This is a genomic window from Pseudonocardia spirodelae (genome assembly GCF_037727765.1).
In the GTDB taxonomy this organism is placed as follows: Bacteria; Actinomycetota; Actinomycetes; order Mycobacteriales; family Pseudonocardiaceae; genus Pseudonocardia; species Pseudonocardia spirodelae.
In genome coordinates this window covers 120,615-141,084 of the sequence record NZ_JBBJUP010000005.1, presented here as the reverse complement: position 1 = coordinate 141,084, position 20,470 = coordinate 120,615, and the positions used below count along the sequence as shown (strand labels likewise).

General features: G+C 74.2%; 22 protein-coding genes. 4 read left to right on the top strand and 18 right to left on the bottom strand.

The features are described 5' to 3' along the window. Positions 1-39: 39 nt before the first annotated feature. The 4 genes from WJX68_RS07835 to WJX68_RS07820 all read right to left on the bottom strand — a co-directional run bounded on the left by WJX68_RS07835 (position 40) and on the right by WJX68_RS07820 (position 2,976). Positions 40-978, bottom strand: coding sequence for a M56 family metallopeptidase (locus WJX68_RS07835; RefSeq protein ID WP_340287505.1), 939 nt, complete (start codon positions 976-978; stop codon positions 40-42). Then, a complete protein-coding gene (locus WJX68_RS07830) occupies positions 975-1,337 on the bottom strand; it encodes a BlaI/MecI/CopY family transcriptional regulator (protein WP_340287503.1) in 363 nt (120 codons plus the stop codon). Before WJX68_RS07830 ends, WJX68_RS07835 begins: the two co-directional genes overlap by 4 nt. A gap of 11 nt (positions 1,338-1,348) precedes the next feature. Further along, complete coding sequence (locus tag WJX68_RS07825) at positions 1,349-2,497, bottom strand: cysteine--tRNA ligase (protein WP_340287501.1); 1,149 nt, start codon at positions 2,495-2,497, stop codon at positions 1,349-1,351. Positions 2,498-2,574: 77 nt separating this feature from the next. Continuing rightward, positions 2,575-2,976: an Rv1352/Rv1906c domain-containing protein gene (locus tag WJX68_RS07820; protein WP_340287499.1), complete on the bottom strand. Its 402-nt coding sequence runs from the start codon at positions 2,974-2,976 to the stop codon at positions 2,575-2,577. 132 nt (positions 2,977-3,108) lie between these two features. On the opposite strand from WJX68_RS07820, the gene WJX68_RS07815 reads away from it, so the two are divergent. Then, positions 3,109-3,375, top strand: coding sequence for a metal-sensitive transcriptional regulator (locus WJX68_RS07815; protein WP_340287497.1), 267 nt, complete (start codon positions 3,109-3,111; stop codon positions 3,373-3,375). A gap of 37 nt (positions 3,376-3,412) precedes the next feature. After that, positions 3,413-4,024, top strand: coding sequence for a rhodanese-like domain-containing protein (locus tag WJX68_RS07810; RefSeq protein ID WP_340287496.1), 612 nt, complete (start codon positions 3,413-3,415; stop codon positions 4,022-4,024). A 9-nt stretch (positions 4,025-4,033) separates the two neighbouring features. Here WJX68_RS07810 and WJX68_RS07805 read toward each other — a convergent pair whose 3' ends face one another. Beyond that, positions 4,034-4,957 carry an ATP-binding cassette domain-containing protein gene (locus tag WJX68_RS07805; protein WP_340287494.1) on the bottom strand — a complete coding sequence of 308 codons (924 nt, stop codon included), beginning with the start codon at positions 4,955-4,957 and terminating at the stop codon, positions 4,034-4,036. 88 nt (positions 4,958-5,045) lie between these two features. Here WJX68_RS07805 and WJX68_RS07800 point away from each other — a divergent pair, with 88 nt between their 5' ends. Beyond that, positions 5,046-5,696, top strand: coding sequence for a TetR/AcrR family transcriptional regulator (locus WJX68_RS07800; RefSeq protein WP_340287492.1), 651 nt, complete (start codon positions 5,046-5,048; stop codon positions 5,694-5,696). Here WJX68_RS07800 and WJX68_RS07795 read toward each other — a convergent pair. From WJX68_RS07795 to WJX68_RS07755, 9 genes are all read right to left on the bottom strand, one after another. Next, positions 5,683-6,915: an NAD(P)/FAD-dependent oxidoreductase gene (locus WJX68_RS07795; RefSeq protein WP_340287491.1), complete on the bottom strand. Its 1,233-nt coding sequence runs from the start codon at positions 6,913-6,915 to the stop codon at positions 5,683-5,685. The two genes, WJX68_RS07800 and WJX68_RS07795, sit on opposite strands and share 14 nt — an antisense overlap. A gap of 77 nt (positions 6,916-6,992) precedes the next feature. Beyond that, entirely contained in the window at positions 6,993-7,193 is a 201-nt protein-coding gene (locus tag WJX68_RS07790; RefSeq protein WP_422785670.1) for a ferredoxin, read from the bottom strand. Continuing rightward, complete coding sequence (locus WJX68_RS07785) at positions 7,193-8,536, bottom strand: cytochrome P450 (protein ID WP_340287489.1); 1,344 nt, start codon at positions 8,534-8,536, stop codon at positions 7,193-7,195. The genes WJX68_RS07790 and WJX68_RS07785 overlap by 1 nt, the downstream gene beginning before the upstream one ends. Before the next feature lie 145 nt (positions 8,537-8,681). Beyond that, the gene (locus tag WJX68_RS07780) at positions 8,682-10,205 is read right to left on the bottom strand and encodes an aldehyde dehydrogenase family protein (protein WP_340287487.1); all 1,524 of its coding nucleotides are present in this window, start codon (positions 10,203-10,205) and stop codon (positions 8,682-8,684) included. Then, on the bottom strand, positions 10,202-11,257 hold the full coding sequence (locus WJX68_RS07775) for an alcohol dehydrogenase catalytic domain-containing protein (protein ID WP_340287485.1): 1,056 nt from the start codon (positions 11,255-11,257) through the stop codon (positions 10,202-10,204). Before WJX68_RS07775 ends, WJX68_RS07780 begins: the two co-directional genes overlap by 4 nt. A 38-nt stretch (positions 11,258-11,295) precedes the next feature. After that, a complete protein-coding gene (locus tag WJX68_RS07770; RefSeq protein WP_340287483.1) occupies positions 11,296-11,703 on the bottom strand; it encodes an SCP2 sterol-binding domain-containing protein in 408 nt (135 codons plus the stop codon). Positions 11,704-11,819: 116 nt separating this feature from the next. Beyond that, a complete protein-coding gene (locus tag WJX68_RS07765; protein ID WP_340287481.1) occupies positions 11,820-13,370 on the bottom strand; it encodes an acyl-CoA synthetase in 1,551 nt (516 codons plus the stop codon). 87 nt (positions 13,371-13,457) lie between these two features. Then, on the bottom strand, positions 13,458-13,853 hold the full coding sequence (locus WJX68_RS07760) for a hypothetical protein (RefSeq protein ID WP_340287479.1): 396 nt from the start codon (positions 13,851-13,853) through the stop codon (positions 13,458-13,460). A 21-nt stretch (positions 13,854-13,874) separates the two neighbouring features. After that, complete coding sequence (locus tag WJX68_RS07755) at positions 13,875-14,294, bottom strand: hypothetical protein (RefSeq protein WP_340287477.1); 420 nt, start codon at positions 14,292-14,294, stop codon at positions 13,875-13,877. Between the two features lie 125 nt (positions 14,295-14,419). On the opposite strand from WJX68_RS07755, the gene WJX68_RS07750 reads away from it, so the two are divergent. Beyond that, positions 14,420-15,358, top strand: coding sequence for an ABC transporter ATP-binding protein (locus WJX68_RS07750; protein WP_340287476.1), 939 nt, complete (start codon positions 14,420-14,422; stop codon positions 15,356-15,358). A 6-nt stretch (positions 15,359-15,364) separates the two neighbouring features. On the opposite strand, the gene WJX68_RS07745 is transcribed toward WJX68_RS07750, so the two are convergent. Genes WJX68_RS07745 through WJX68_RS07730 form a run of 4 tightly spaced genes read right to left on the bottom strand, consistent with a single transcriptional unit; the run spans position 15,365 to position 20,467 of the window. After that, on the bottom strand, positions 15,365-15,586 hold the full coding sequence (locus tag WJX68_RS07745) for a hypothetical protein (RefSeq protein WP_340287474.1): 222 nt from the start codon (positions 15,584-15,586) through the stop codon (positions 15,365-15,367). After that, positions 15,583-16,701, bottom strand: a complete 1,119-nt coding sequence (locus WJX68_RS07740; protein WP_340287472.1) for a foldase protein PrsA — start codon at positions 16,699-16,701, stop codon at positions 15,583-15,585. The genes WJX68_RS07745 and WJX68_RS07740 overlap by 4 nt, the downstream gene beginning before the upstream one ends. Next, positions 16,701-19,043: an RND transporter family protein gene (locus WJX68_RS07735; protein ID WP_340287470.1), complete on the bottom strand. Its 2,343-nt coding sequence runs from the start codon at positions 19,041-19,043 to the stop codon at positions 16,701-16,703. The genes WJX68_RS07740 and WJX68_RS07735 overlap by 1 nt, the downstream gene beginning before the upstream one ends. Beyond that, entirely contained in the window at positions 19,040-20,467 is a 1,428-nt protein-coding gene (locus tag WJX68_RS07730) for an MlaD family protein (protein ID WP_340287468.1), read from the bottom strand. The genes WJX68_RS07735 and WJX68_RS07730 overlap by 4 nt, the downstream gene beginning before the upstream one ends. Positions 20,468-20,470 lie beyond the last annotated feature (3 nt).

Here is a 20,470-nt window from a genome sequence, read left to right as displayed (position 1 = left end):
GATCGAGGTGAATGTCCGGTCAATGGGCTCCGCAGGCCCTCAGGGGGCGAGGCAGGCCGCGAGCACCAGGGCGACCGCACCGGCCGCGGGCAGCAGCGCGGGCACCAGGGCCACCGCACCGGTCAGCAGCCGGGCCGCGGCGCCGTCGCTGCGCAGGAGGGCCGACCGGGGCGAGTCGAGCCAGGAGCGACGCACCTCGGGGAACGCGTCGAACCCCACCGCGCCGCGCGGCGTCACGGTCCGCCCCGCCGTCCCGGCGAGCGCGGCGCGGACCGCTGCGGGGCCGTGCCGGCGGACCGCCGCCGCATCGGCGGCGAGCTCGCACAGCACCCCGACCGCCCCCGGCGCCGCGCGGCACAGCGGGACCCGGGGCAGCGCGTCGGCGGCGGCGACGGCGAGCGCGACCGCCAGGTGGTGACGGCCCCGTACGTGGGCACGCTCGTGTGCGAGGACCGCGTCGACGACCCGGGGGCCGAGGCGGCGCAGACCGGTGGCGGCCACGACGATCCCCCGGCGACCGCCGCCGAGGGAGAACGCGACCGGGTCGTCGCACGGGATCCACCAGACGCCGTCGCGGACCTCGACGACGGCACGCAACGCTCCGGACCGTTCGGTCCGGTGCCGTCGCTGCCGACGCAGCGACGCCGCGAACAGGCCGGCGACCCGGGCCAGCAGGGCCAGCAGCGTGAACCCGACGAGGAGCCGGACCAGCAGCAGCCAGGGGATGTCGGTGCCCCGCGCCAGCGCGCGCCAGCACACGACCGCGACACCCAGCACTCCGTCGGGCACGGACGGGTCGGGCAGCACGAGCACCGCGGCGGCGGTGACCGCCGACCCCGCCGCCGCGAGCAACGTGACCACCCAGGCGGACAGGGCGAGGCCCGGATGCACCCGCGGGTCCGCGGTCGGCCGCAGGTAGGCGGGCCCGGTGACACCGAGGGCGACCGCGGCCAGCAGCAGGCCCAGGGCGACGGTCACGAGCCGTCCTGCTCGCGGGACAGGGCCCGGCGCAGGAACTCCGACTCCCCCTCGTCCATCCCGCGGGCGAAGTGCAGCAGGACCCCGCGCGGGTCGCCGAGCGAGTCGAGCATGTCGCGCAGCATCTCCGCGCCGGCCTCCTCGCGCGCCCGCGCCGGGGTGTAGACCCAGGCCCGCCCCGCGCGCTCGCGGCGCACCCAGCCCTTGCCGTGCAGGTTGTCCAGCACGGTCATGACCGTCGTGTAGGCGAGCGGCCGCTCCGCGGCGAGTGCCGTGTGGACGGCACGGACGGTCCGGGGACCGTCGGCGTCCCACAGGGCCGCCATCACACGGCTCTCGAGCTCACCCAGACCGGCCACCGCACCTCCCGCTACTGCAGGGCCAGGGTACGGATGACCGTGCGCGCCGCCTCGCCGCCCGACTCCAGCGCCGTCGCCACCGCGCGGGGGACGTCGAGGTCGTCGAGAAGCGCGTCGCGCACCGCGTCCACCGCGGCGGCCGAGCCGGGCTTGCGCCCGGCCGCGACGTAGAGCTCCTCCAGCCGGCCGGTCGCGAGCGCGAGGTCCTCGGACCGGTACTCCCACGGCTGTGCCCACGGCCGGTCCAGCAGGAACAGCCGGACCGCGGCCCCCGGGGTGCCGGCGAGCAGGTCCTGCACCAGCACGAGGTTGCCGGTGGACTTGGCCATCTTGGCGCCGTCGACGGACACGATCCCGGCCCGGAACCCGCGCCGGGCGAACAGGCCCGCGCCGGTCGCGGCCGCGGCCATCGCCGACTGGTACGCGTGGTGCGGGAACGCCAGGTCGGCGCCGCCGGCGAGCACGTCGACGACACCGCCGAGGGTCGCCAGGGCCATCGCGGCGCACTCGGCGTGCCAGCCCGGGCGTCCCGGACCCCAGGGGCTCGGCCACGCCGGGTGGTCGCCGTCGGCGGGCTTCCACAGCGGCACGTCGAACGGGTCGTCCCGGTGCGGGTCGCCGGGGTCGTCGCCGTACTCGGCGGACAGGGCCAGCGCGGTGTCACGGTCCAGGCCCGCCGCCCCCGGGACGCCGGCGCCGCGGAAGTACACCGCGCCCTCGCGCTCGTAGGCGGCGCCGGTCGCCAGCAGTGCCGCGGCCAGCGCGATCACGTGCTTCACGTGGTGGCGCGCGTGCGGGGCGTGGTCGGGTGCGACGACCTGGAGGTCGGCCATGGTGCGGTCGAACCAGAACTCCTGGCGCAGGCCGAACTCGTCGTAGTCGACCCGGCGCTCGGCGGCGGTGCGGCTGAGGACGTCGTCGACGTCGGTCACGTTGCGGGTCACCCGGGTCGCGGTGCCGGTCATCCGCACGACCCGGGTCAGCACGTCGGCCCACACGAACGTCGACGCGTGCCCCAGGTGGGTCACGTCGTAGGGGGTGATCCCGCAGACGTACACCCGCGCGGGCACCGAGAGCGGCAGCGGCGCGCCCGCCAGCGAGAACGCGGCCCCGCCCCCGATCTCGCTCCCGGTCACGGCGTCCGCCTCGAACTGGTCCATACCGGCATCCTCACCGATCCCACGACACCCGGGAAGGGCTCCCCCGGGCCGGTCGTCGAATCCGGGCGCCGGCCGGGTCAGCCGGCCGTCCAGGTGCAGCCCCCGGTGAGGACGACCGACTCGCCGTCGAGGAACCGGGCGGCGGCCGGGCCGTGCAGCCGGGCGCTGGCGACCTCGACGCCGTCGGCCGCGGTGCGCGTGTAGCCGCACTCGGCGCCGGACCCCGGACCGTCGGTGGTCCAGGTGCCGGGCTCGACGTCGACCCCGGCCCGGTGCACGCCCTGCTCCGCCTCGCGCGCGGGCGCCGGCGCGGCCTGGTGGGTCGCCGTCGCCTCGGCGGGCTCGTCGGCCACCACGAACGACCGGACCAGCAGCAACGGCACGACGAGCGCGAGCAGCGCCCACGGCCACAGCACGGTGCGCTGCCCGGAGGCCTCGCGCTCCGCGTAGTACCGCTCGTACGGTCCGTTCCCGTCCATGCACCCGCCTCACGTTCCGACGTCACTCTGCAGATCGAAGCGGACACGGCGCCGTGTTACCGGCGTCCCAGGATATGGTCGACCGATACCCCCTGGGGTATAGTGGGGACATCATCGAGGAAAGGGGGCGCCGTGCAGGTCCGGCCCACCGAGCTGAGCGACGTCCTGACCCGGCTGCGCCGGGTCGAGGGCCAGATCGCCGGGATCATCCGCATGATCGAGGACGGCCGGGAGTGCCGCGACGTCGTCACCCAGCTCGCCGCCGCGTCGAAGGCCCTCGACCGCGCCGGGTTCAAGATCATCTCGACGGGTCTGCGGCACTGCATGACCGAGAACGCCGACGGCGAGCGCGAGGTCGACGTGGCGCAGCTGGAGAAGCTGTTCCTGTCCCTCGCCTGAGGCTCCCCTCCCCTCCCGAACCCCGAGGAGCACCCCCATGACCACGACCCCGACCACGGGGCCGGCCGGCCGCACCGTCACCGCCTCCACCGTGCGCAGGTGGTCGCGCCCGTTCGTGATCGACGTGCGCAGCGCCGCCGAGTTCGAGGCCCGGCACATCCGCGGCTCCTACCACGTCCCGCTGGGCACCCTGGCCGAGCACTCGGCCGAGCTGGCCGAGCACCTCGACGACCCGGAGTCGCCGCTGGTGCTGGTCTGCCAGTCGGGGGTGCGCGCCGAGCAGGGACGGCGCCACCTGGCCGCCGCCGGGCTGGACCGGGCCCACGTCCTCGACGGCGGCGTCCCCGCCTGGGCCGCCGCCGGCGGCGAGGTCGTGCTCGGCCGCGTGGCGTGGGCGCTGGAGCGCCAGGTCCGCCTCGTCGCCGGGTCGCTGGTCCTGACCGGGATCCTCGGCGGGCGGTTCGTCTCGCCGCGGCTGCGCCTGCTCGCCGGCGGCATCGGCACCGGGTTGACCTTCTCCGCGCTGACCGACACCTGCGCGATGGGCGCCGCACTCGCGCGGCTGCCGTTCAACCGCGAGGTCACCGAGCCGGCGCCGGCCGCCGTCGTCGAGCGGGTCCGCCGCCGGGAGCCCGGCCCCGTCCGCTGACCCCGCCGCTCAGAGTGCGGGGTTCGCGAGCATCCCGGAGCCGAGGGCGAGCGACAGCTTCGCCGGCATCGCGAACAGCACGCCCATGAGCAGCCACGCCTCGCCCAGCCCCTGGCGCCGGGCCCGCCGCGCGACCGCGGCGCGCTCGGCCGCCGTGGCCACCGGCAGCGCGGCACGCACGCCGAACCGGGCGTCCAGGTCGGCGGCGGTGACGATCCCGCCGAGCACCTCGTCGACCGGCCCGTCGGCGACGATCCGGCCGCCGAGCAGGACGCCCACCCGGTCGCCCAGCGCGCGGGCCAGCTCCAGGTCGTGCATGACGACCAGCGCCGTCGCCCCCGACCGGGTGGTGCGCCGGCGCACCGACCGGACGACCGCGTCGCGGTTGTGCAGGTCCAGCGCCGGGCCGGGGTCGTCGAGCACCAGCAGGTCGGGCGCGGTGATCAGGGCCCGGGCCAGCGCCGCGCGGCGCCGCTGCCCCGCCGAGACCTCCGACGGCAGCGCCGTGGCGTGCCCGGCGAGCTCGAACTCGTGCAGGATCCGCCAGGTCTCGGCGTCGGCGGCGGGGTGCCGGGCGGCCCGCAGCGGGTAGGCGACGTTGTCGAACAGCGACAGCGACCCGAACAGCGACGCGTCGTAGACCGAGGACCCGCCGAGCAGGACGCCCGTCCGCCGGCGCAGCGCGGCCAGCTCGTCCGCACGCAGCGACGCGACGGCGCGCCCGTCGACGACGGTCTCGCCCGAGTCGGGTGCGTAGAGCCCGAGCAGGGTGCGGACCAGGGTGGTCTTGCCGGCGCCGGACGGTCCGAGCAGCACGGTCGTGCGCCCCGGTTCGAGCTCCAGGTCGACGCCCTCCAGCACCGGCTCCGAGTCGAACGCGAGGTGGACGTCGCGGAACCCCACCGCGGGAGCGGACCGTGTCGTGTGGATCATCGTCACCCCCTCGGGTGACGCACCCTACGGTCGGGTGGAGCAGCGTGTACGGACGTCCGCCACGCCGGCGGGGGCTACTGTGCCCCGCATGCCCTCCGCAGCGGGCGAACCGCGCCCGCCCCGAGCCCGCCGCACCCAGGGCGAACGCCGCGCCAGCAGCCGCGCGATCATCCTCGCCGCCGCACTGGAGGAGCTGTACGAGCACGGCTACGCCCACGCCACGACCGTCACCGTCCAGCGTCGCGCCGGGGTCTCGCGGGGCCGGCTGCTGCACCACTTCCCCAGCCGCGAGTCCCTGCTCATCGCGGCCGCGCAGCACCTGGCCGTCGAGCAGATCGCCGACATGGAGCAGTGGGTCGCCGAGTCCGAGTACGGCCGCAGCACCGGTGCGCAGCGCTGCGACCGTGCCGTGGAGCTGCTGTGGGAGACCTTCCGGCAGCCCTACTTCTGGGCGTCGATGGAGCTGTGGGCCGCGGCCCGCACCAACGCCGACATCCGGGCCGAGCTGTTCCCGGCCGAGAGGCGGCTCGGGACCGCGCTGACCCACGTCGTCGCGACGATGTTCGGCCCGGCCCTGTCCAGCCACCCGCAGTTCGACGAGTGCCGGGACCTGCTGTTCACCAGCATGCGCGGGGTCGCGCTCACCTACGCGATCAACCCGCGGGACCCGGAGACCGAGCCCCACCTGGCGAGCTGGCAGCGGCTCGCCCGGCGGATGCTCGACCTCACGCCCGGCTGACCTCGCCGGCGACCCCGGCGAACTCCAGCGCCTCGGCCCAGCTCGCGCGCTGCGCGATCAGCCGCTTGTACTTCATGATCTGGGTCGGCCGGTCGATCGTGATCGTGCCGACCAGCCGGTCCCCGCGCCGGTAGAGCGCGAGGAAGCGGTCGTCACCCTGCTCCGCGGACACGACGCGGATCTCGTCCGCGGAGGGTCGTCCGACGAACTGGATGCGGCTGTCGTACCAGTCCGACCAGAAGTAGGGGACGGTGCCGAGCTCGCGGGCGGCGCCCGGGTCCAGCGCGTTCTTCGCCGCGAGCGCGCCCTGCTCCGCGGCGGTGGTCCAGTGCTCCAGGCGCATGACCTCGCCGTCGAACAGGTGGTTCGGGAAGTGCACGACGTCGCCCGCGGCGTACACGCCGTCGGCGGCGCGCAGCGTGGCGTCGGCGACGACACCGCGGTCCCGCTCGTGCAGCGTCACCCCCGAGCCCTCCAGCCAGCCGGTGCACGGCGCGACCCCGATCCCGACCACGACGAGGTCGGCCGGGAGCACCTCGCCCGACCCGAGCCGCACGCCGGTCACGGCACCCCCGGCGGACTCCAGCCGGTCGACGGTCTCGCCGCAGCGCAGGTCGGTGCCGTGGTCGCGGTGCAGGTCGGCGCAGGCCCGGCCCATGTCCTCGCCGACCGAGCGGACCAGCGGGACCGGCAGCGCCTCGACGACCGTCGCGGACAGGCCGCGCTTGCGGGCGGCGCTGGCGACCTCGGAGCCGATGAACCCCGCCCCGACGACGACGGTACGGGCACCCGCGTCGAGCGCCGCGCGCACGGCGAGCGCGTCGTCCCAGGTCCGCAGGGCGTGCACGCCCGAGAGCCCCTCGGAACCGGGGAGCGTGCGGGCCGCCCCGCCGGTCGCGACGACGAGCGCGTCGTAGCCGAGCTCGGCGCCGTCGTCCAGGCCGATCAGCTTCGCGCCGGTGTCCAGCGACGTCGCCGGGACGCCGAGACGCAGCGCCACCCCCAGTTCGTCATGCAGGTGCTCCTCGGTCCGGAAGCGCGGGTCGGCCGGCTCGCAGCCGGTGTCGTCGAGGAAGGCCTTCGACAGCGGCGGCCGGTCGTAGGGCAGGTGGCGCTCGGCCCCGACGAGGGTCACGGCGCCCTCGTGCCCGGCCCGGCGGGCCGCCTCCACGGCCCGGATGCCGGCCAGCGACGCGCCGACGACGACGAGGTGGTCCACGGTGTGCTCCTGATGCGGAAAAGGAGGTGGGGACGCCGGGGTGACCCCCGGCGTCCCCACGGTGAGGGTGCGTGCGGTCAGCTCTCCACGAGGCGCAGCGCCTCGGTGGGACAGGAGGCGATGGCCGCCTCGCACGCCTCGCGGTGCTCGTCCGAGGGGGTCGCGTCGAGGACGGCGAGCGAGCCGTCGTCACGCACCTCGAACAGCTCCGGCGCCTCGGCCTCGCAGAGGCCCAGGCCGCTGCACTTGCTCTCGTCCAGCTCGATACGCAGACCCATCACTTCTCCAGCGAGAATCGGAACGGCATGCGCTTCACACCGCGCATGAAGTTGGTGCCCAGCAGCTCGGGCTCGCCGGCCTCGAACTCCGGGATGCGGAACAGCAGCTCACGGAACAGCGCGCGCAGCATGGACTTGGCGAGCTGGTTGCCCAGGCAGAAGTGGACGCCGCCGCCGCCGAAGCCGGTGTGGTCCTTGGCGTTGGCCCGGGCGAGGTCGAACCGCTCCGGGTCCTCGAAGACCTTCTCGTCCATGCAGCCCGACGGGTAGAACATGACGACCTTGTCGCCGGGGACGATCTTCTGCCCGCCCAGCTCGGTCTCCTTCACCGCGGTGCGGCGGAAGGTCATGACCGGGCACGCGTAGCGGACGAACTCCTCGATGGCGTTGTTGATGCGCCCGTCGTAGTCCTCCATGAGCCACTGCTTCTGCTCGGGGAAGTGGGTGAAGGCGCGGACGGTGAACGCCGAGGTGTGCCGGGTGGTGTCGGTCCCGGCGACGGCCATGAGCACGAAGAACGAGCCGATCTCGAACTCGTCGAGCTTGCGGCCGTCTACCTCGGCGTTGATCAGCGAGGTGATCAGGTCGTCCGAGGGCTCCGCGGTCTTGAGCTCGATCAGCTCGGTGGCGATGTCGTGCAGGTTGGTCGCGGCCTGGACCTGCACCTCGTCGGCGGCGCGGCCGGCGAGCACCTCGTCGTCGGCCCAGGCGACGATGTCCGCCGCGTTCTTCTCGGTGGCCTCGCGCAGGTGCTCCGGGATGCCCATGACGTCGCAGAAGATGCGGGTCGGGAGGACCTTCGCGACCTTCTGCACGAAGTCGATCTCACCCGACGGCTCGGCGACGACGTCGTCGACGATCTCCTTCGCCGCCAGCGCGATCCGGTCGTCGATGAGCTTCACCTGCTTCGGCGTGAACGCCGAGGCGACCAGCTTGCGCAGCCGGTCGTGCTTCGGGTTGTCCATCGCCAGGAACGACTGGGTCAGCTCGAGGAAGATCGGCGGCAGCAGGTCGAACAGCACGCCCTGACCGGAGATGTAGGTGTCGTTGTCGCGGGACACCTTCACGATGTCGGCGTGGCTGACCACCGCCCAGTAGCCCGGGTCGTCCGGGTCGGGGGTGACGGCGTCGTCGACCGGCCGCTGCCAGGACACCGGCTGCTCGTGGCGCAGGACCTTGAAGGTCTCCTCGCGCTGCTCCGAGGTCTGGCCCCAGAACGCCTTCGTCGAGATGTCGACCGGGTAGTGGTCCGGCTTGCCCTCACCGGTGGCCGGGATCATCTCCACGGCGTCCGGGTCGAACATCTCCGACTCGAAGTCGGTGGCGTCGAAGGTGGCGGTCATCGGTCCTCCTGATGGCGTCGCCCGGGATCGGCGGGCCGAGTGCTGGTGACGCACGGTCACGGATCAGTGTGCGAGAGGGAGCGGTGGGTCACATCTCCCCCGGAGGGGGTCGTCATGCCTCCTCCGGGGGAGACGTGACCGGGGCCTAGTCGTCGGCGTGGCTCAGCAGGACGTCGTAGGGCCGGGCCTCGCGGGTGCCGGACAGGTCGAGGTGGACGTTCTTCTCCTCGACGTAGGGGTCCAGCGCGCGCGGGCCGAGCTCGCGGCCGACACCGGACTGCTTGTACCCGCCGAAGGGCACCTCGCAGTTGATCTGGTGCGCGTCGTTGATCCACACCGAGCCGGCCTGGATCTTCTCCGCGACGTCCAGGGCGCGGGAGTTGTCGGCGCTCCACACCGACGACGCGAGGCCGTACTGGGTGTCGTTGGCCAGGGCGATGCCCTCGGCCTCGGAGCCGTAGCGGATCACCGACAGGACCGGGCCGAAGATCTCCTCGCGCGCGATCCGCATGTCGTTGCGGACGCCGGTGAAGATGGTCGGCTGGATCCAGTGCCCGTTCTCGTGGCCCTCGACGCGGGCCTCGCCGCCGCCCAGGACGGCGGTGGCGCCCTCGTCCTTGCCGGAGGCGATCAGCTCGAGGATCCGGTCCTTCTGCTTGCGGGACACGACCGGGCCCATGTCGGTCTCCCAGTCCCGGGTGTCCCCGAGCCGGATCGTGGACGCGCGGGCGACCATCCGCTCCACGAACTCGTCGTGCAGCGAGTCCGGCAGCAGCAGCCGGGTCATCGACTCGCAGACCTGGCCGGAGTACAGCATGCAGCCGTACAGCACCCCGTCGACGGCGACGTCGAGGTCGGCGTCGTCGAGGACCAGGGCCGGCGACTTCCCGCCGAGCTCCAGGGTCACCGACTTCACCGTGCCCGAGGCGAGCCGCATGATCTCGCGGCCGACGTCGGTGGACCCGGTGAAGCCGATCTTGCCGACGCCCGGGTGGCTCGCCAGGCGCGCACCGGCGTCCGGGCCGGGACCCGGGACGACGTTGAACACGCCCGGCGGCAGCCCGCACTCCTCGGCGATGCGGGCGAACTCCAGCGCGGACAGCGGCGTCTTCTCGTCCGGCTTGAGCACCACGGAGTTGCCGACGGCCAGGGCCGGGGCGAACTTCCACAGCGAGAGCAGCAGCGGGAAGTTCCACGGTGCGATCGCGCCGACCACGCCGATCGGCTCCTTGCGGAGCGTCGACTGGCCGAGCACCGGGAACGTGGCCCGCGGCATGGGCGTCTCGAACTCGTAGCGCTCCGCCAGCCCGGCGAAGTACTCCAGGTGCGGTGCGCAGTAGCCGACGTGGAAGCCGGTGGCCTGGCGCACGGTGGCGCCGTTGGCCATGATCTCCAGCTCGACCATCTCGTCGAGCCGCTCGCCGAGCCTGTCGGCGATGGCCCGCAGGACCGACGCGCGGTGCTCGCGGGTGGCCCGCGACCAGCTGCCGTCGTCGAAGGCGGCGCGGCCGGCGTCGACGGCGGCGTCGATCGCCGAGGCGCCGCCGGAGGCGGCGGTGGCGACCAGCTCGTCGTTCTGCGGGTCGCGGATCTCGAGGACCTCGCCGGTGTCCACGTCATGGCCACCGATCCGCATCGGGAAGTGGCGGACGGTCGTCCCGGCGGTCATGCGCGCGGGTCCAGGACGATCTTGGTGGCCTCGCGCTCCTCGAACATCCGGTACGCCTCGGCCGCCTCGGACAGCGGCATCCGGTGCGAGATGAACCGGCTCGGGTCGAGCTTGCCGGCCGCGATGAGCGCCAGCGTCTCGTCCATGTAGTTGGTGATGTTCGCGACGCCCTGGGCGATGGTGACGCCCTTGAGGTACAGGTCGCCGAACGGCAGCTCGATCGTGTCCTCGGTGTACACGCCGGGGATCGAGATGGCGCCGCCGGAGCGGACCAGGGTGCACGCCGACAGCAGCGCCGACGGGTGCCCGACCGCGTCGACGACGACGTCGGCCCCGCGCCAGTCGGTGAGGTCCTGCACGGCGTCGGCCGGGTCGGTCTCGTCCGCGTTCACCGGGATCGCCCCGATCGCCTCGGCCTCCTTGAGGCGGGCCGGGACCTTGTCCACGACGACCGTCTGCGCGGCACCCAGCACGTTCGCCGCCATCGCGGCGCACAGCCCGACCGGGCCGGCGCCGACCACGGCGACGGTGTCGCCGGGCTGGACGAACTTGCGGACGGCCTCGTAGCCGGTCGCCATGATGTCGCCGACGAACAGCTTGTCCTCGTCGTTGCCCCTGCCCTCGTCGGAGAGCGTGCGCAGCGTGCGGTCGGCGTTCGGGACGATGACGTACTCGGCCTGGCCGCCGGAGAGGCTGCCGAAGGTCAGCCCGAGTCCGAAGATCATCGTGCCGAAGCACTGGCCCGGCCGGTTGCGCCGGCAGTTGTAGCAGTTGCCGCAGCTCACGACGCAGGAGGCGACGGCGCGGTCGCCCTCGGAGACGAGGTTGACGCCGGACCCGACGGCCTCGACGGTGCCGAGGAACTCGTGGCCGAGGATCACGTCGTCCTCGATCACGATGCGCCCCTCGTAGGGGTGCAGGTCGGTCCCGCAGATCGCCGTGAGGTCGACCCGCAGCAGGACGTCACCGGGGTCGGTGATCTCCGGCTTCGGGACCTCCATGACCTCGATCTTGTGCGGCTCGCGGAGCACGACCGCCTTCATGGTCGCCATCGGATCGGCGTCCTTCCTCTGCTCTGGGGTGGGGGCGGTCAGGCGTTCGCGGAGGCGTCCTTCTCGGCCACCAGCTCGCGGTACATGGGGAACAGCGGCTTGGTCAGCGGGACCAGCTTCAGGATCTTGTTGACGGGACCCTTGGCCTTGACCTCGCCCTTGGCGAGACCGACGGCGAGGTTGTAGTCGCCGCGCCAGAACTTGTCGCCGGTGTCGGCGCGCATCATCAGGGTGATGTCGGCCTTGTCGTCGTCGGCGCCGGTGTGCACGTCCATCGCCGGCTCGTGCATCTTGACCCACATCTCGGTGTCCGGGTCGGTGTAGAGCACGCGCAGGTTGATGCCCGCGGCACGCATCTTCGGGCCCGACTCGGGGTGGTCGTTCGCGGCACGGAACACACCGCCGATGTAGGTGTCGACCTCGTTGCTGTCGGCGAAAAAGCCCATGGGTCCGTCTCCTCGTCGAGAGAGTGGGTGGTGCAGGAATGCTGTCCGCGGGGCGAGGGGGGTCACATCGCTCCCGGGGGGTGGTTCCGTGCTCCCTACGGATGCACGGAGGGTGATCAGCGCGCGGGGACGGCGGCGTCGGTGTAGCGCCTGCGCAGCTCGCCCTTGACGAGCTTCCCGGTGGCGCTGCGGGGCAGCTGGTCGACGAAGTCGACGCTGCGCGGGGCCTTGTAGCGGGCGATCCGCTCGCGCACGAACTCCAGCAGCGCGGCCTCGAGCCCGGGGCCGCCCTCGACGCCGTCGGGGGTCTGCACGACGGCCTTGACCTGCTCCCCCATCTCCGGGTCCGGGACGCCGATCACGGCGACGTCGTAGACGTCGGGGTGCAGGGTGAGGACGTCCTCGATCTCCTGCGGGTAGATGTTCACCCCGCCCGAGATGATCATGAAGGCCTTGCGGTCGGTGAGGAACAGGAAGCCGTCGGCGTCGAGGTAGCCGACGTCGCCGGTGGTGGACCAGTTCTCGTGCTCCGGGTGGCGTCCGGCGCGGGTCTTCTCCGGGTCGTTGTGGTACTCGAACGGCGGCACGTCGCGTTCGAAGTAGACGGTGCCGACCTCACCGGTGGGCAGCTCGCGGCCGTCGTCGTCGCAGATCCGGATGGTGCCCAGGCCGGCCTTCCCCACCGAGCCGGGCTTGGTCGCCCAGGTCGCGGAGTCGATGAAGGTGACGCCGTTGCCCTCGGTCGAGGAGTAGTACTCGTGCAGCACCGGGCCCCACCAGTCGATCATCGCCTGCTTGACGTCGACCGGGCACGGCGCGGCCGCGTGCACCGCGACCCGCAGCGACGAGACGTCGTGGGAGTTCCGGACCTCCTCGGGCAGCTTCAGCATCCGCACGAACATCGTGGGCACGAACTGGCCGTGGGTGACGCCGTGGCGCGCGATGTGCTCCAGGGCCGCCTCGGCGTCGAAGCGCTGCGCCATGACCACGGTGCCGCCGAGCGCGTGCACGATGCCGCCGAACCGCAGCGGGGCGGCGTGGTAGACCGGGGCAGGCGAGTAGTAGACGGTGTCGGTGCCGAAGCCGTACATCGGGCCGAACACCGCGGTGTAGAGGTCGCCGGGCTCGTCCACCCGGATCGTCGGCAGCGCGGGCTTGATCCCCTTGGGCCGCCCCGTGGTCCCCGACGAGTAGAGCATGTCCGCGCCGCGCGGCTGCTCGGGCAGCGGGCCGTCCGGGGCGGCGTCGACGGCCGCGGCCATGTCCTCGTGGCCCTCGACCGCGCCGCCGAAGGCGAACCGCCGCTCGACGCCCGGGGTGCGGCCCACCAGCGCCGCGGCCAGCTCGCCCGTCGCGGCGGAGGCGAACACGACCCGCGCGCCGCAGTCGGTGACGATGTAGGCGGCCTCGTCCGGGGCGAGGTGGTGGTTGATCCCGGTGACGTAGAGCCCCGAGCGCAGCGCGGCCCAGTAGATCTCGAAGACCTCGGGAGCGTTGTCGGACACGAACGCGATGTGGTCGCCGCGGCGCAGACCGGCGTCGCGCAGGACGTGCGCGAGCCGCCGGGAGCGGTCGTCGAGCTCGGCGTAGGTGGTGGTGCGCCCGGTCTCGGGCTGGATCACCGCCGGGTGGTCGGGCCGGCTGCGCGCGTGGGTACCAGGGAACACGGCTGCTCTCTCCTTCGAGGCGGGTGCTCCCGATCGTGTCGAGGCCGCCGAGCGGCGGCATCGCTCCTGCGGGGTGGTTCCCTCCCTCTAGCGGGCCGCCCCGCGACGGTCGCGGTTCCCGCCCGCCAGGTGCCCCGCCAGCGCGCCCATGACGACGGCGGTGAGCAGCGTGAGCACCACCTGCAGCGGGTCGAGCCCCCCGGTGCCGAGCACGACCAGCGGCAGCACCAGCACGTAGCCGGCGACCGCGGCCCCGGCGCCGTGCACGCGCGGGTCGGCGGCGTCACCGATCCGGTAGCCCGCCAGCACGAAGGCGACGACCGCGGTGAGGATCAGCCACGCCGGCCCGACCACCGGGATCCGCGCGCCGAGCGGCGCGGCGAGCCCGCCGACGACGAGCACGCTGAACGCCAGCGACGCGCCCCGGACCAGGCTCACCCAGTCCACGCGGTCGGAGAACCAGTCGAATCCCGGTACGGCCACCGGAGCCTCCTTCGGTCGGCGTCAGCGCAGGTGACGCAGCGCGGCGGGGGTCAGCAGCGGCAGCGTCCCGACCACCAGCAGCACCATCGCCGGGATCGTCTCCCAGCGGCCCGCGACGGCGAGCGCCACCACCGACACAACGCTCAGGACGACCGCCGGGTAACGACCCGCCCGCCGCCGCAGGGCCAGCGCGGCGCCCGCCGCGACGAGCAGCACGGCGAGGACGAGCAGCAGCCAGGCCGGGTACGGCGCCGTCGTGCCGACCTCGACGACCGGTGCGCCCTGCCCGGACAGCGCCGTCGCCGTCGCGTCGTCCACGGTCGGCTCGGGCCGGAGCCCCGCCCAGGCGACGGCCAGCAGCACCGCGGTCAGCATCCACGCCGCGGCCGAGACGACCAGCGCCCACGACGTCCCGGTCCGGGTCCGCACCTGCTCGCTCATGGCCGCAGGCTAGGGCCGGCACCCGCCGGAAGGACCCCTCCGGCGGCGGGGACACCCACTACGGGAGAGGCAGTCACCACCCCCGGGGGACGAGCCGGCCCGTCCCGCGCGCGTCCACTGGTGCGATGACGGGCCCCGTGCCGCACGAGCCGCCCCGCGGTCCCGCGATCGACTTCACCGACGTGACGACGATGATCGACGACACCCCGGTGCTGTTCCGGCTCGGGCTGCACCTGGAACCCGGCACCGTCACCGTCCTGATGGGTCCGTCGGGCGCCGGCAAGACCACGATGGTGCGCCACCTCGCGGGCCTGTCGGCCCCCGGCCGGGGCACCGTCACCGTCGGCGCCGTCGACGTGCACGCCGCGGGCGAGACCGAGCTGCGCCGGCTGCGTCGCGGCATGAGCGTGCTGTTCGGCGGGCCGTCGGTGTTCGAGTCGTCGCTGTTCGGGTCGCTGTCGGCCTACGACAACCTCACCTACGCCCTCGACGGGCGCGGCCTGTCCCCCGAGCGGATCGAGCGGGTCGCGATGCACCGGCTGCGGGAGATGGGCCTGCAGGACCGGGCGACCGCGCTGCCCGCCGAGCTGCCCGCGCACGGGCGCAAGCGGCTGGCGATCGCCCGTGCACTGGCCGTGGACGCCCCCGTGCTCGTCCTGGACGAGCTGGAGACCGGTCTGGACGCCGCCCACGCGGGGACCCTGGTCGCGGCCGTCCGCGAGCAGCACGAGCGCTCGGGCGCGACGGTGCTGGTCACCACGCACGACATCGCGCTGGCCCGGGCGCTCGCCGACACCGTGGCGATCCTGTGCCACGGCCGGATCGTGGCCTGCGGGCCGCCCGCGGAGCTGCTGTGCGGCGTCGAGGACGCCGACGACTTCGACCGCCGGTTCCGGATCTCGGACTTCCTCGGCCCGCCCGACCCGGACGCGACCCGCGCCGAGCTGGACGGGCCCCGCCGCGGCTCCCGCTCGGTCGAGCTGGACCCCCGGCTCGTCGTCCCGGCGCTGGTGGTGCTGGCCCTGGTCACCTCGTACTGCCTGTTCCTGCTGCTCACCCGCTGAGCGGGGTCAGAGCAGCGGGGACAGCACACCGAGCGCGAGGAACACGACGCCGACCACCAGGCAGGCCGTCGCGCCGCGGCGGAGGACCGCGACGCGGTGCTGCTGCATCTCCGCGGGCATCCCCGGGACGGCACCCAGGCCGGCCGCGTGCCGGCGCCCCGCCCACCCCATAAGGGCGAGCAGGACGCCGAGACCGGCGAGGGTCAGGACGGTCCAGGCCGGACTCATCCACCACCACCGGGCGCGGGCGGGACCGTGTTCGGGGTGCCCGAGGGCAGGCCGGGGCTCGCGCCGGTCGGCGCGGTGTCCGGGTCGGCCGGCCGGTAGTCGTCGGCGTAGCGCACGTCGCCACCGGACAGCGAGTCGGTCATCCACTGTCCCCAGACCGCGATCCGCCGGTCGAACAGCACCATCTCGCGCAGCCTGTCCTCGACCTGGTCGAAGATCGCCGGGACACCGGGGGTGACCGCGCCGGACCGGCCGACGTTCCAGCCGAACTGGTTCTGCACCGGGCCGAAGACCTGCCCGGCGGGCGCGCCGAAGGCGGCCCTCGCGTAGTCGGGCTGCAGCTGGGCCGCGCTGACCTGGCCGAGCGCGCCGCCGGCGGCACGGGTGGCGGTGTCGATGCTGCTCGCCCGGGCGACGGTGGCGAAGTCGGCGCCGCCGCGCAGCTCGGCGGCGACCTTGTCGGCCGCCTCCTTGCTGGTCACGACGATGTTGGACAGCTCCCGCTTCTCGGGGGTGCCGAGCCGCTCGGCGTAGCGCGGGAACTCGGCGCGCAGGTCGTCGTCGGTGACGGTGACGTCCTTGGTGACGCGGTCGAACAGCTCACCGACCAGCATCTGCTGGCGGACCTCGTCGAGGACCTTCGCCTCGGTGGTGCCGACGTTGCCGAGCACCGTGACGAAGTCGTCGCGCGCTCCGGGGCCGTTGCCGAGCTGGGAGGTGATGTACTGGTCGAGCGTCTGGCGGACCTTCGCGTCGGCGACGCCGACGCCCATCCCGGTCGCCCGGTCCTCCAGCACCATGCTCAGGGCGACGGCCTTGGCCGCGTCCCGGCGGAAGCCGTCCATCTTCGCGGGGTCCTCGACCGGTGGCTGGACGCCGTAGAGCGCGCGCAGCGTCTGCACGCGGTCGTCGAGGTCGGTCACCGACACGACCCGGTCGCCGACGGCGAGCGCCGCTCCGTCGGGGACCTGCTGCATCTTCCACCAGACGCCGCCACCGATCCCGGCGACGAGGGCGAGCACCAGCACGCCCGCGACGATCCGGCCGGACCAGGTGGTCCGGACCCGGTGCAGGGCGGCGCCGGCGATCCACGCCAGTGTGGCCTTGACTCGCATCACATCACTCCAACGAGCTGCTCCCGGGCGGGGGTACTCCGGGAGTCGCCGGCCGCGGCCGGTGCGGGCGGGAACGCCCGCACCACGAGGCGCGCGGCCAGGTAGGACAACAGGACGGACAGCGCCAGCAGCAGGCCGAACTCGCGCATCAGGGCGAGGTCGGACAGGGCCAGCACGGCGAACCCGGTGCCCGAGGTGAGGGCGGCCAGGGTCACCGCCGTGCGCAGGCGCGGGTCGCGCGTGCGGACGGCGTCGCAGGTCATGACGGTGAACTCGCAGCCGACGGCGGCCGTCAGCGAGCCGAGCGCGACCGTGAGCGGGTTGAGCGGGATGCCCAGTGCCCACAGCAGGAACAGGTTCGTGCCGGTGGCCAGCACCGCGGCCGTCGCCGCGCGGGCCGCGTCCCGCCGGTGCCGCAGACCGACCGCCAGCACCAGCGCCGCGGCGACGAGCCCGGCGGTGCCGGCGAGGTAGCGGTCGGCCGAGACGAGCTCGTAGCCCTGCACCGCGACCGCGGGCAGCCCGGACACCTCGGCGACGAAGCCGGGCGGGGCCGGGGGCAGCTCGGCGGTGATCGCGCCGGTCAGGTCCCGGAGCCGGTCGAGGTCGTCGAGCCGGACACCGAAGGACAGCACCGCGACCTGCCCGTCGGGCCGCAGCACGGCCCCGGTCAGGTACGGCGGCAGCAGCCGGACGCCTGCGCGGATCTGTTCCCGGTCCGGTGTGGCCCCGAGGAACGACAGCAGCGTCGGCGCCGAGAGCGCGGGCCGCGCCTCGTCGCCGTGCCGCCGCACGATCTCGCGCTGCGCGGTCGTCATCCACTCCCATGCCTGCGGGGTGAGGACGTCCGCGCCCGGGTCGGTCGCGCGCAGGACCACGGCCAGCTCGCCGCCGGACCCGAGCACCTGCTCCACCCGGGTGGCGTCCTCGACGGCGGGCAGCCCGGCCGAGAGGGAGTCCACGCTGGTCTGCAGGGGCAGGAACGGCAGCGCGGCCCAGCCGCCCAGCGCGACCAGCCCGGCGAGGGCGACCGCGACGAACCGGGCCCGGCCCGGCCGGGCGACCGGCTCGTGCTCCTCGTCCGTGCCGGTGCCGGCAGGGGGCTCGGTGGGGGCGTCGGGGCCGGCCCAGCCGCCCGGCCGGTACACGAACCAGCCGATCGCGACCGCGAACGCGACGCCGATCGCGAGCGTCGCGCCCAGGTCGCGCACGAACGGCAGCGGCGACAGCAGCAGCGCGCCGAACCCGGCCGCCGTCCCCGCCGCGACGACGACGACCGTGCGCGGGCGCGCCCCGCGGGCGAAGTACGTCGGGTAGTAGCTGCCGAGCCCGACCAGGACCGGCAGGAACGCGACCACGCCCAGCGACACCGGTCGTCCGGCCCAGCCGAGCACCGCCAGCGTCGCCGCGGTCGCGGTCAGGGTCACCGCGAGCGGGACCAGCCGCCGCCGGCGCCGCGTCCAGGGCACGAGGAACAGGCACAGCCCGATCGCCGCGACGGCGACGGCGCCGAGCAGCGGCGCCTCGCGGTCCACCGCCGTGCCGAGCGACGCGGTGATCGCCGGGACGCCGGACACGGTCGCCTGCGCCGGCAGCCCCGCCTGCGCGACGGTGTCGTTCACCGCGGCGACGAGCTGCTCGGTCCCGGCCTGGTCGAGGCCCTCGCGGGGCCGGACGAGGATCGCCAGCGACCGGTCGTCGGGCACCACGTAGCGCCACTGCGGCCGCGGCTGCCCGCCCGACCCCATGATCGAGTGGTCGATGAAGCGCTGGTTGCGCAGCGTCGGCAGCCCGACGGGCAGGCCCTGCACGATCAGCGGGCCGTAGCGGGCGTCGAACGCCGCGACGGCGGCGGCGCCCGCGGCCGCCGGGTCCTCGCCGCGCTCCTGCGCGCTGATGGCGGCGGCCCGCTGCAGGCCGTCGCGGCGCCCGGTGAGCTCGGCGAGCAGCTTCTGCGACTGCGACGCCAGCTGGTTGAGCGTGGTCGCGGGCCCGTACACCGAGGCGACGTCGGCCAGCTGCGACAGCGAGCCCTCCAGGCCGAGCACCGACGGGAGCACGTCCCGCTCCAGCAGCCCGGGGGCCTGCGGGGCGCGCAGCAGCACGACGATCGGGTCACCGCCGAAGGAGCGGGCGAGCTCGTCGTAGCGCTCGACCGACGGGTCCGACGACGGCAGGAACGACTCGACCCCGGTCTCGACCCTCACCCGGGACACACCGGCCACGGTCAGCGCCACCAGGGCGAGGACCACGACCAGCCCCAGCGCGGAACGCCCCGAAGGGCGCAGCGCCGCGCGTGCGGCCCTGCGCCCTTCGGAGATGGTGCGGGACAGGCGGGTCATCCGCCCAGCCCCAGGAGTCCACCACCGGACGGCTCCTGCGCGGGAGTGTCCGTGCGGGCGGCGTCGCCCTCCGGCTGCGGGCCCGCGGTCGGGGCCGGTCCGGGCGGCGGCGCCTGGTCCGCCGGACCCGGGTCGGCCATCTGCGGCGGCGGGGCGTCGTCCTGCGCGCCCTGCTGCGTCCCCGGCCGGGGATAGGGGTTGTTGTCGTCCAGCGGCGGGACGTCGTTGAGGGGCACCGGGTTGCCCTTGAACGACTGCGCGTGGAACACCAGCATCACGCGGAGCAGCGTCCCGTTCGCGTCGCCGCGCGACACCGCCTCGCCGAAGTTGGTGAAGAACGGGGCGATGTCCGACCCGTAGGGCTTCAGGTACTCCAGCATCGGGTTGAGCTGCAGCAGCGCCCGGTCGGCCTCCGGCAGCAGCTCCTGCAGGTCGTCGGAGAACTGCGGCACCCGGTCCAGCGTGGTCGGGGCCTTGCCCAGCGTCGCGTCCAGCGAGGGCAGCAGCCCGCGCAGGTCACGGGTGGTGGCCGGGAGCTCGGTGAGCGCCGCGTTCAGCGCCGGCGCCGCCCGGTCCAGGTTCGCGGCCACCGGGCCGAGCCCGCCGGCGAGGCGCGACAGGTCGTCGCTCGCCTCGTCGGCGGCCTTCAGCGTCGGCGGCAGCTCCCGGATGGTGTTCTCCAGGTCGGTACGGCTGTTCGCGGTGACCTCGGTGACCAGGTTGGCGTCGGTCACGAGGTCGGCGATCCGCCCGCGCTGGGTGTCCAGCGCGGCGAGCACGGCCGCGGTGTTCTGCGACAGCTGCTCGAGGTCCTTCGACTGCGCGGCGAGCGCGTCGAGGGCGGTGCCGCCCTCACGGCCCAGCGCGCCGAGGCCGGCCAGCGCCCCGTCGACGCCGGCCCGGGTGTCCTTGGTGGCCGCGCCCAGCGACTGCAGGGTCGAGGCCAGCGCGACCCGGCGGTCCTCCGGGAGGGTCCGGATCAGGTCGTCGAGCAGCACCGCGGGCTGCACGGCACCGTCGGGCAGCGTGGTGTCGCGCGGCAGCTCCGGGCCCGAGCCGTCGACGAAGGACACGTAGGTCTCCTCGACGAGGGTCTTCGAGTTGATCCGGCCGGTGACGCCCTCGTGCAGCGGGATGGCGTTGTCGTCGGTCAGGTTGACGAGCACGTCGGCGCGGCCGTCGGGGGTGGCGGCGATGGTGAGGACCTTGCCGACCTTCACGCCGTTGAGGGTGACGTCGGACTGCGGGACCAGGTTGTTGACCTTGTCCACGCTGAAGCGGGCGGTGTACTGCTCCTGGGTCCAGCCGGGGACGTAGCCACCGACGGAGGTCCAGAAGAACAGGAACACGAACGCCGACGCCGCGGTGAAGGCGAGCAGGATCGTCGTCCGGATCGCGGGCAGTGCGGAGTGGGGGATCTTCATGCG

Bases quoted from the DNA above. Each gene is read 5' to 3' on its own strand.
- WJX68_RS07825 (WP_340287501.1), bottom strand. From the start codon at position 2,497: ATGGACCAGTTCGAGGCGGACGCCGTGACCGGGAGCGAGATCGGGGGC.
- WJX68_RS07820 (WP_340287499.1), bottom strand. From the start codon at position 2,976: ATGGACGGGAACGGACCGTACGAGCGGTACTACGCGGAGCGCGAGGCC.
- WJX68_RS07810 (WP_340287496.1), top strand. From the start codon at position 3,413: ATGACCACGACCCCGACCACGGGGCCGGCCGGCCGCACCGTCACCGCC.
- WJX68_RS07805 (WP_340287494.1), bottom strand. From the start codon at position 4,957: ATGATCCACACGACACGGTCCGCTCCCGCGGTGGGGTTCCGCGACGTC.
- WJX68_RS07800 (WP_340287492.1), top strand. From the start codon at position 5,046: ATGCCCTCCGCAGCGGGCGAACCGCGCCCGCCCCGAGCCCGCCGCACC.
- WJX68_RS07790 (WP_422785670.1), bottom strand. From the start codon at position 7,193: ATGGGTCTGCGTATCGAGCTGGACGAGAGCAAGTGCAGCGGCCTGGGC.
- WJX68_RS07785 (WP_340287489.1), bottom strand. From the start codon at position 8,536: ATGACCGCCACCTTCGACGCCACCGACTTCGAGTCGGAGATGTTCGAC.
- WJX68_RS07780 (WP_340287487.1), bottom strand. From the start codon at position 10,205: ATGACCGCCGGGACGACCGTCCGCCACTTCCCGATGCGGATCGGTGGC.
- WJX68_RS07775 (WP_340287485.1), bottom strand. From the start codon at position 11,257: ATGGCGACCATGAAGGCGGTCGTGCTCCGCGAGCCGCACAAGATCGAG.
- WJX68_RS07770 (WP_340287483.1), bottom strand. From the start codon at position 11,703: ATGGGCTTTTTCGCCGACAGCAACGAGGTCGACACCTACATCGGCGGT.
- WJX68_RS07755 (WP_340287477.1), bottom strand. From the start codon at position 14,294: ATGAGCGAGCAGGTGCGGACCCGGACCGGGACGTCGTGGGCGCTGGTC.
- WJX68_RS07750 (WP_340287476.1), top strand. From the start codon at position 14,420: ATGACGGGCCCCGTGCCGCACGAGCCGCCCCGCGGTCCCGCGATCGAC.
- WJX68_RS07745 (WP_340287474.1), bottom strand. From the start codon at position 15,586: ATGAGTCCGGCCTGGACCGTCCTGACCCTCGCCGGTCTCGGCGTCCTG.
- WJX68_RS07740 (WP_340287472.1), bottom strand. From the start codon at position 16,701: ATGCGAGTCAAGGCCACACTGGCGTGGATCGCCGGCGCCGCCCTGCAC.
- WJX68_RS07735 (WP_340287470.1), bottom strand. From the start codon at position 19,043: ATGACCCGCCTGTCCCGCACCATCTCCGAAGGGCGCAGGGCCGCACGC.
- WJX68_RS07730 (WP_340287468.1), bottom strand. From the start codon at position 20,467: ATGAAGATCCCCCACTCCGCACTGCCCGCGATCCGGACGACGATCCTG.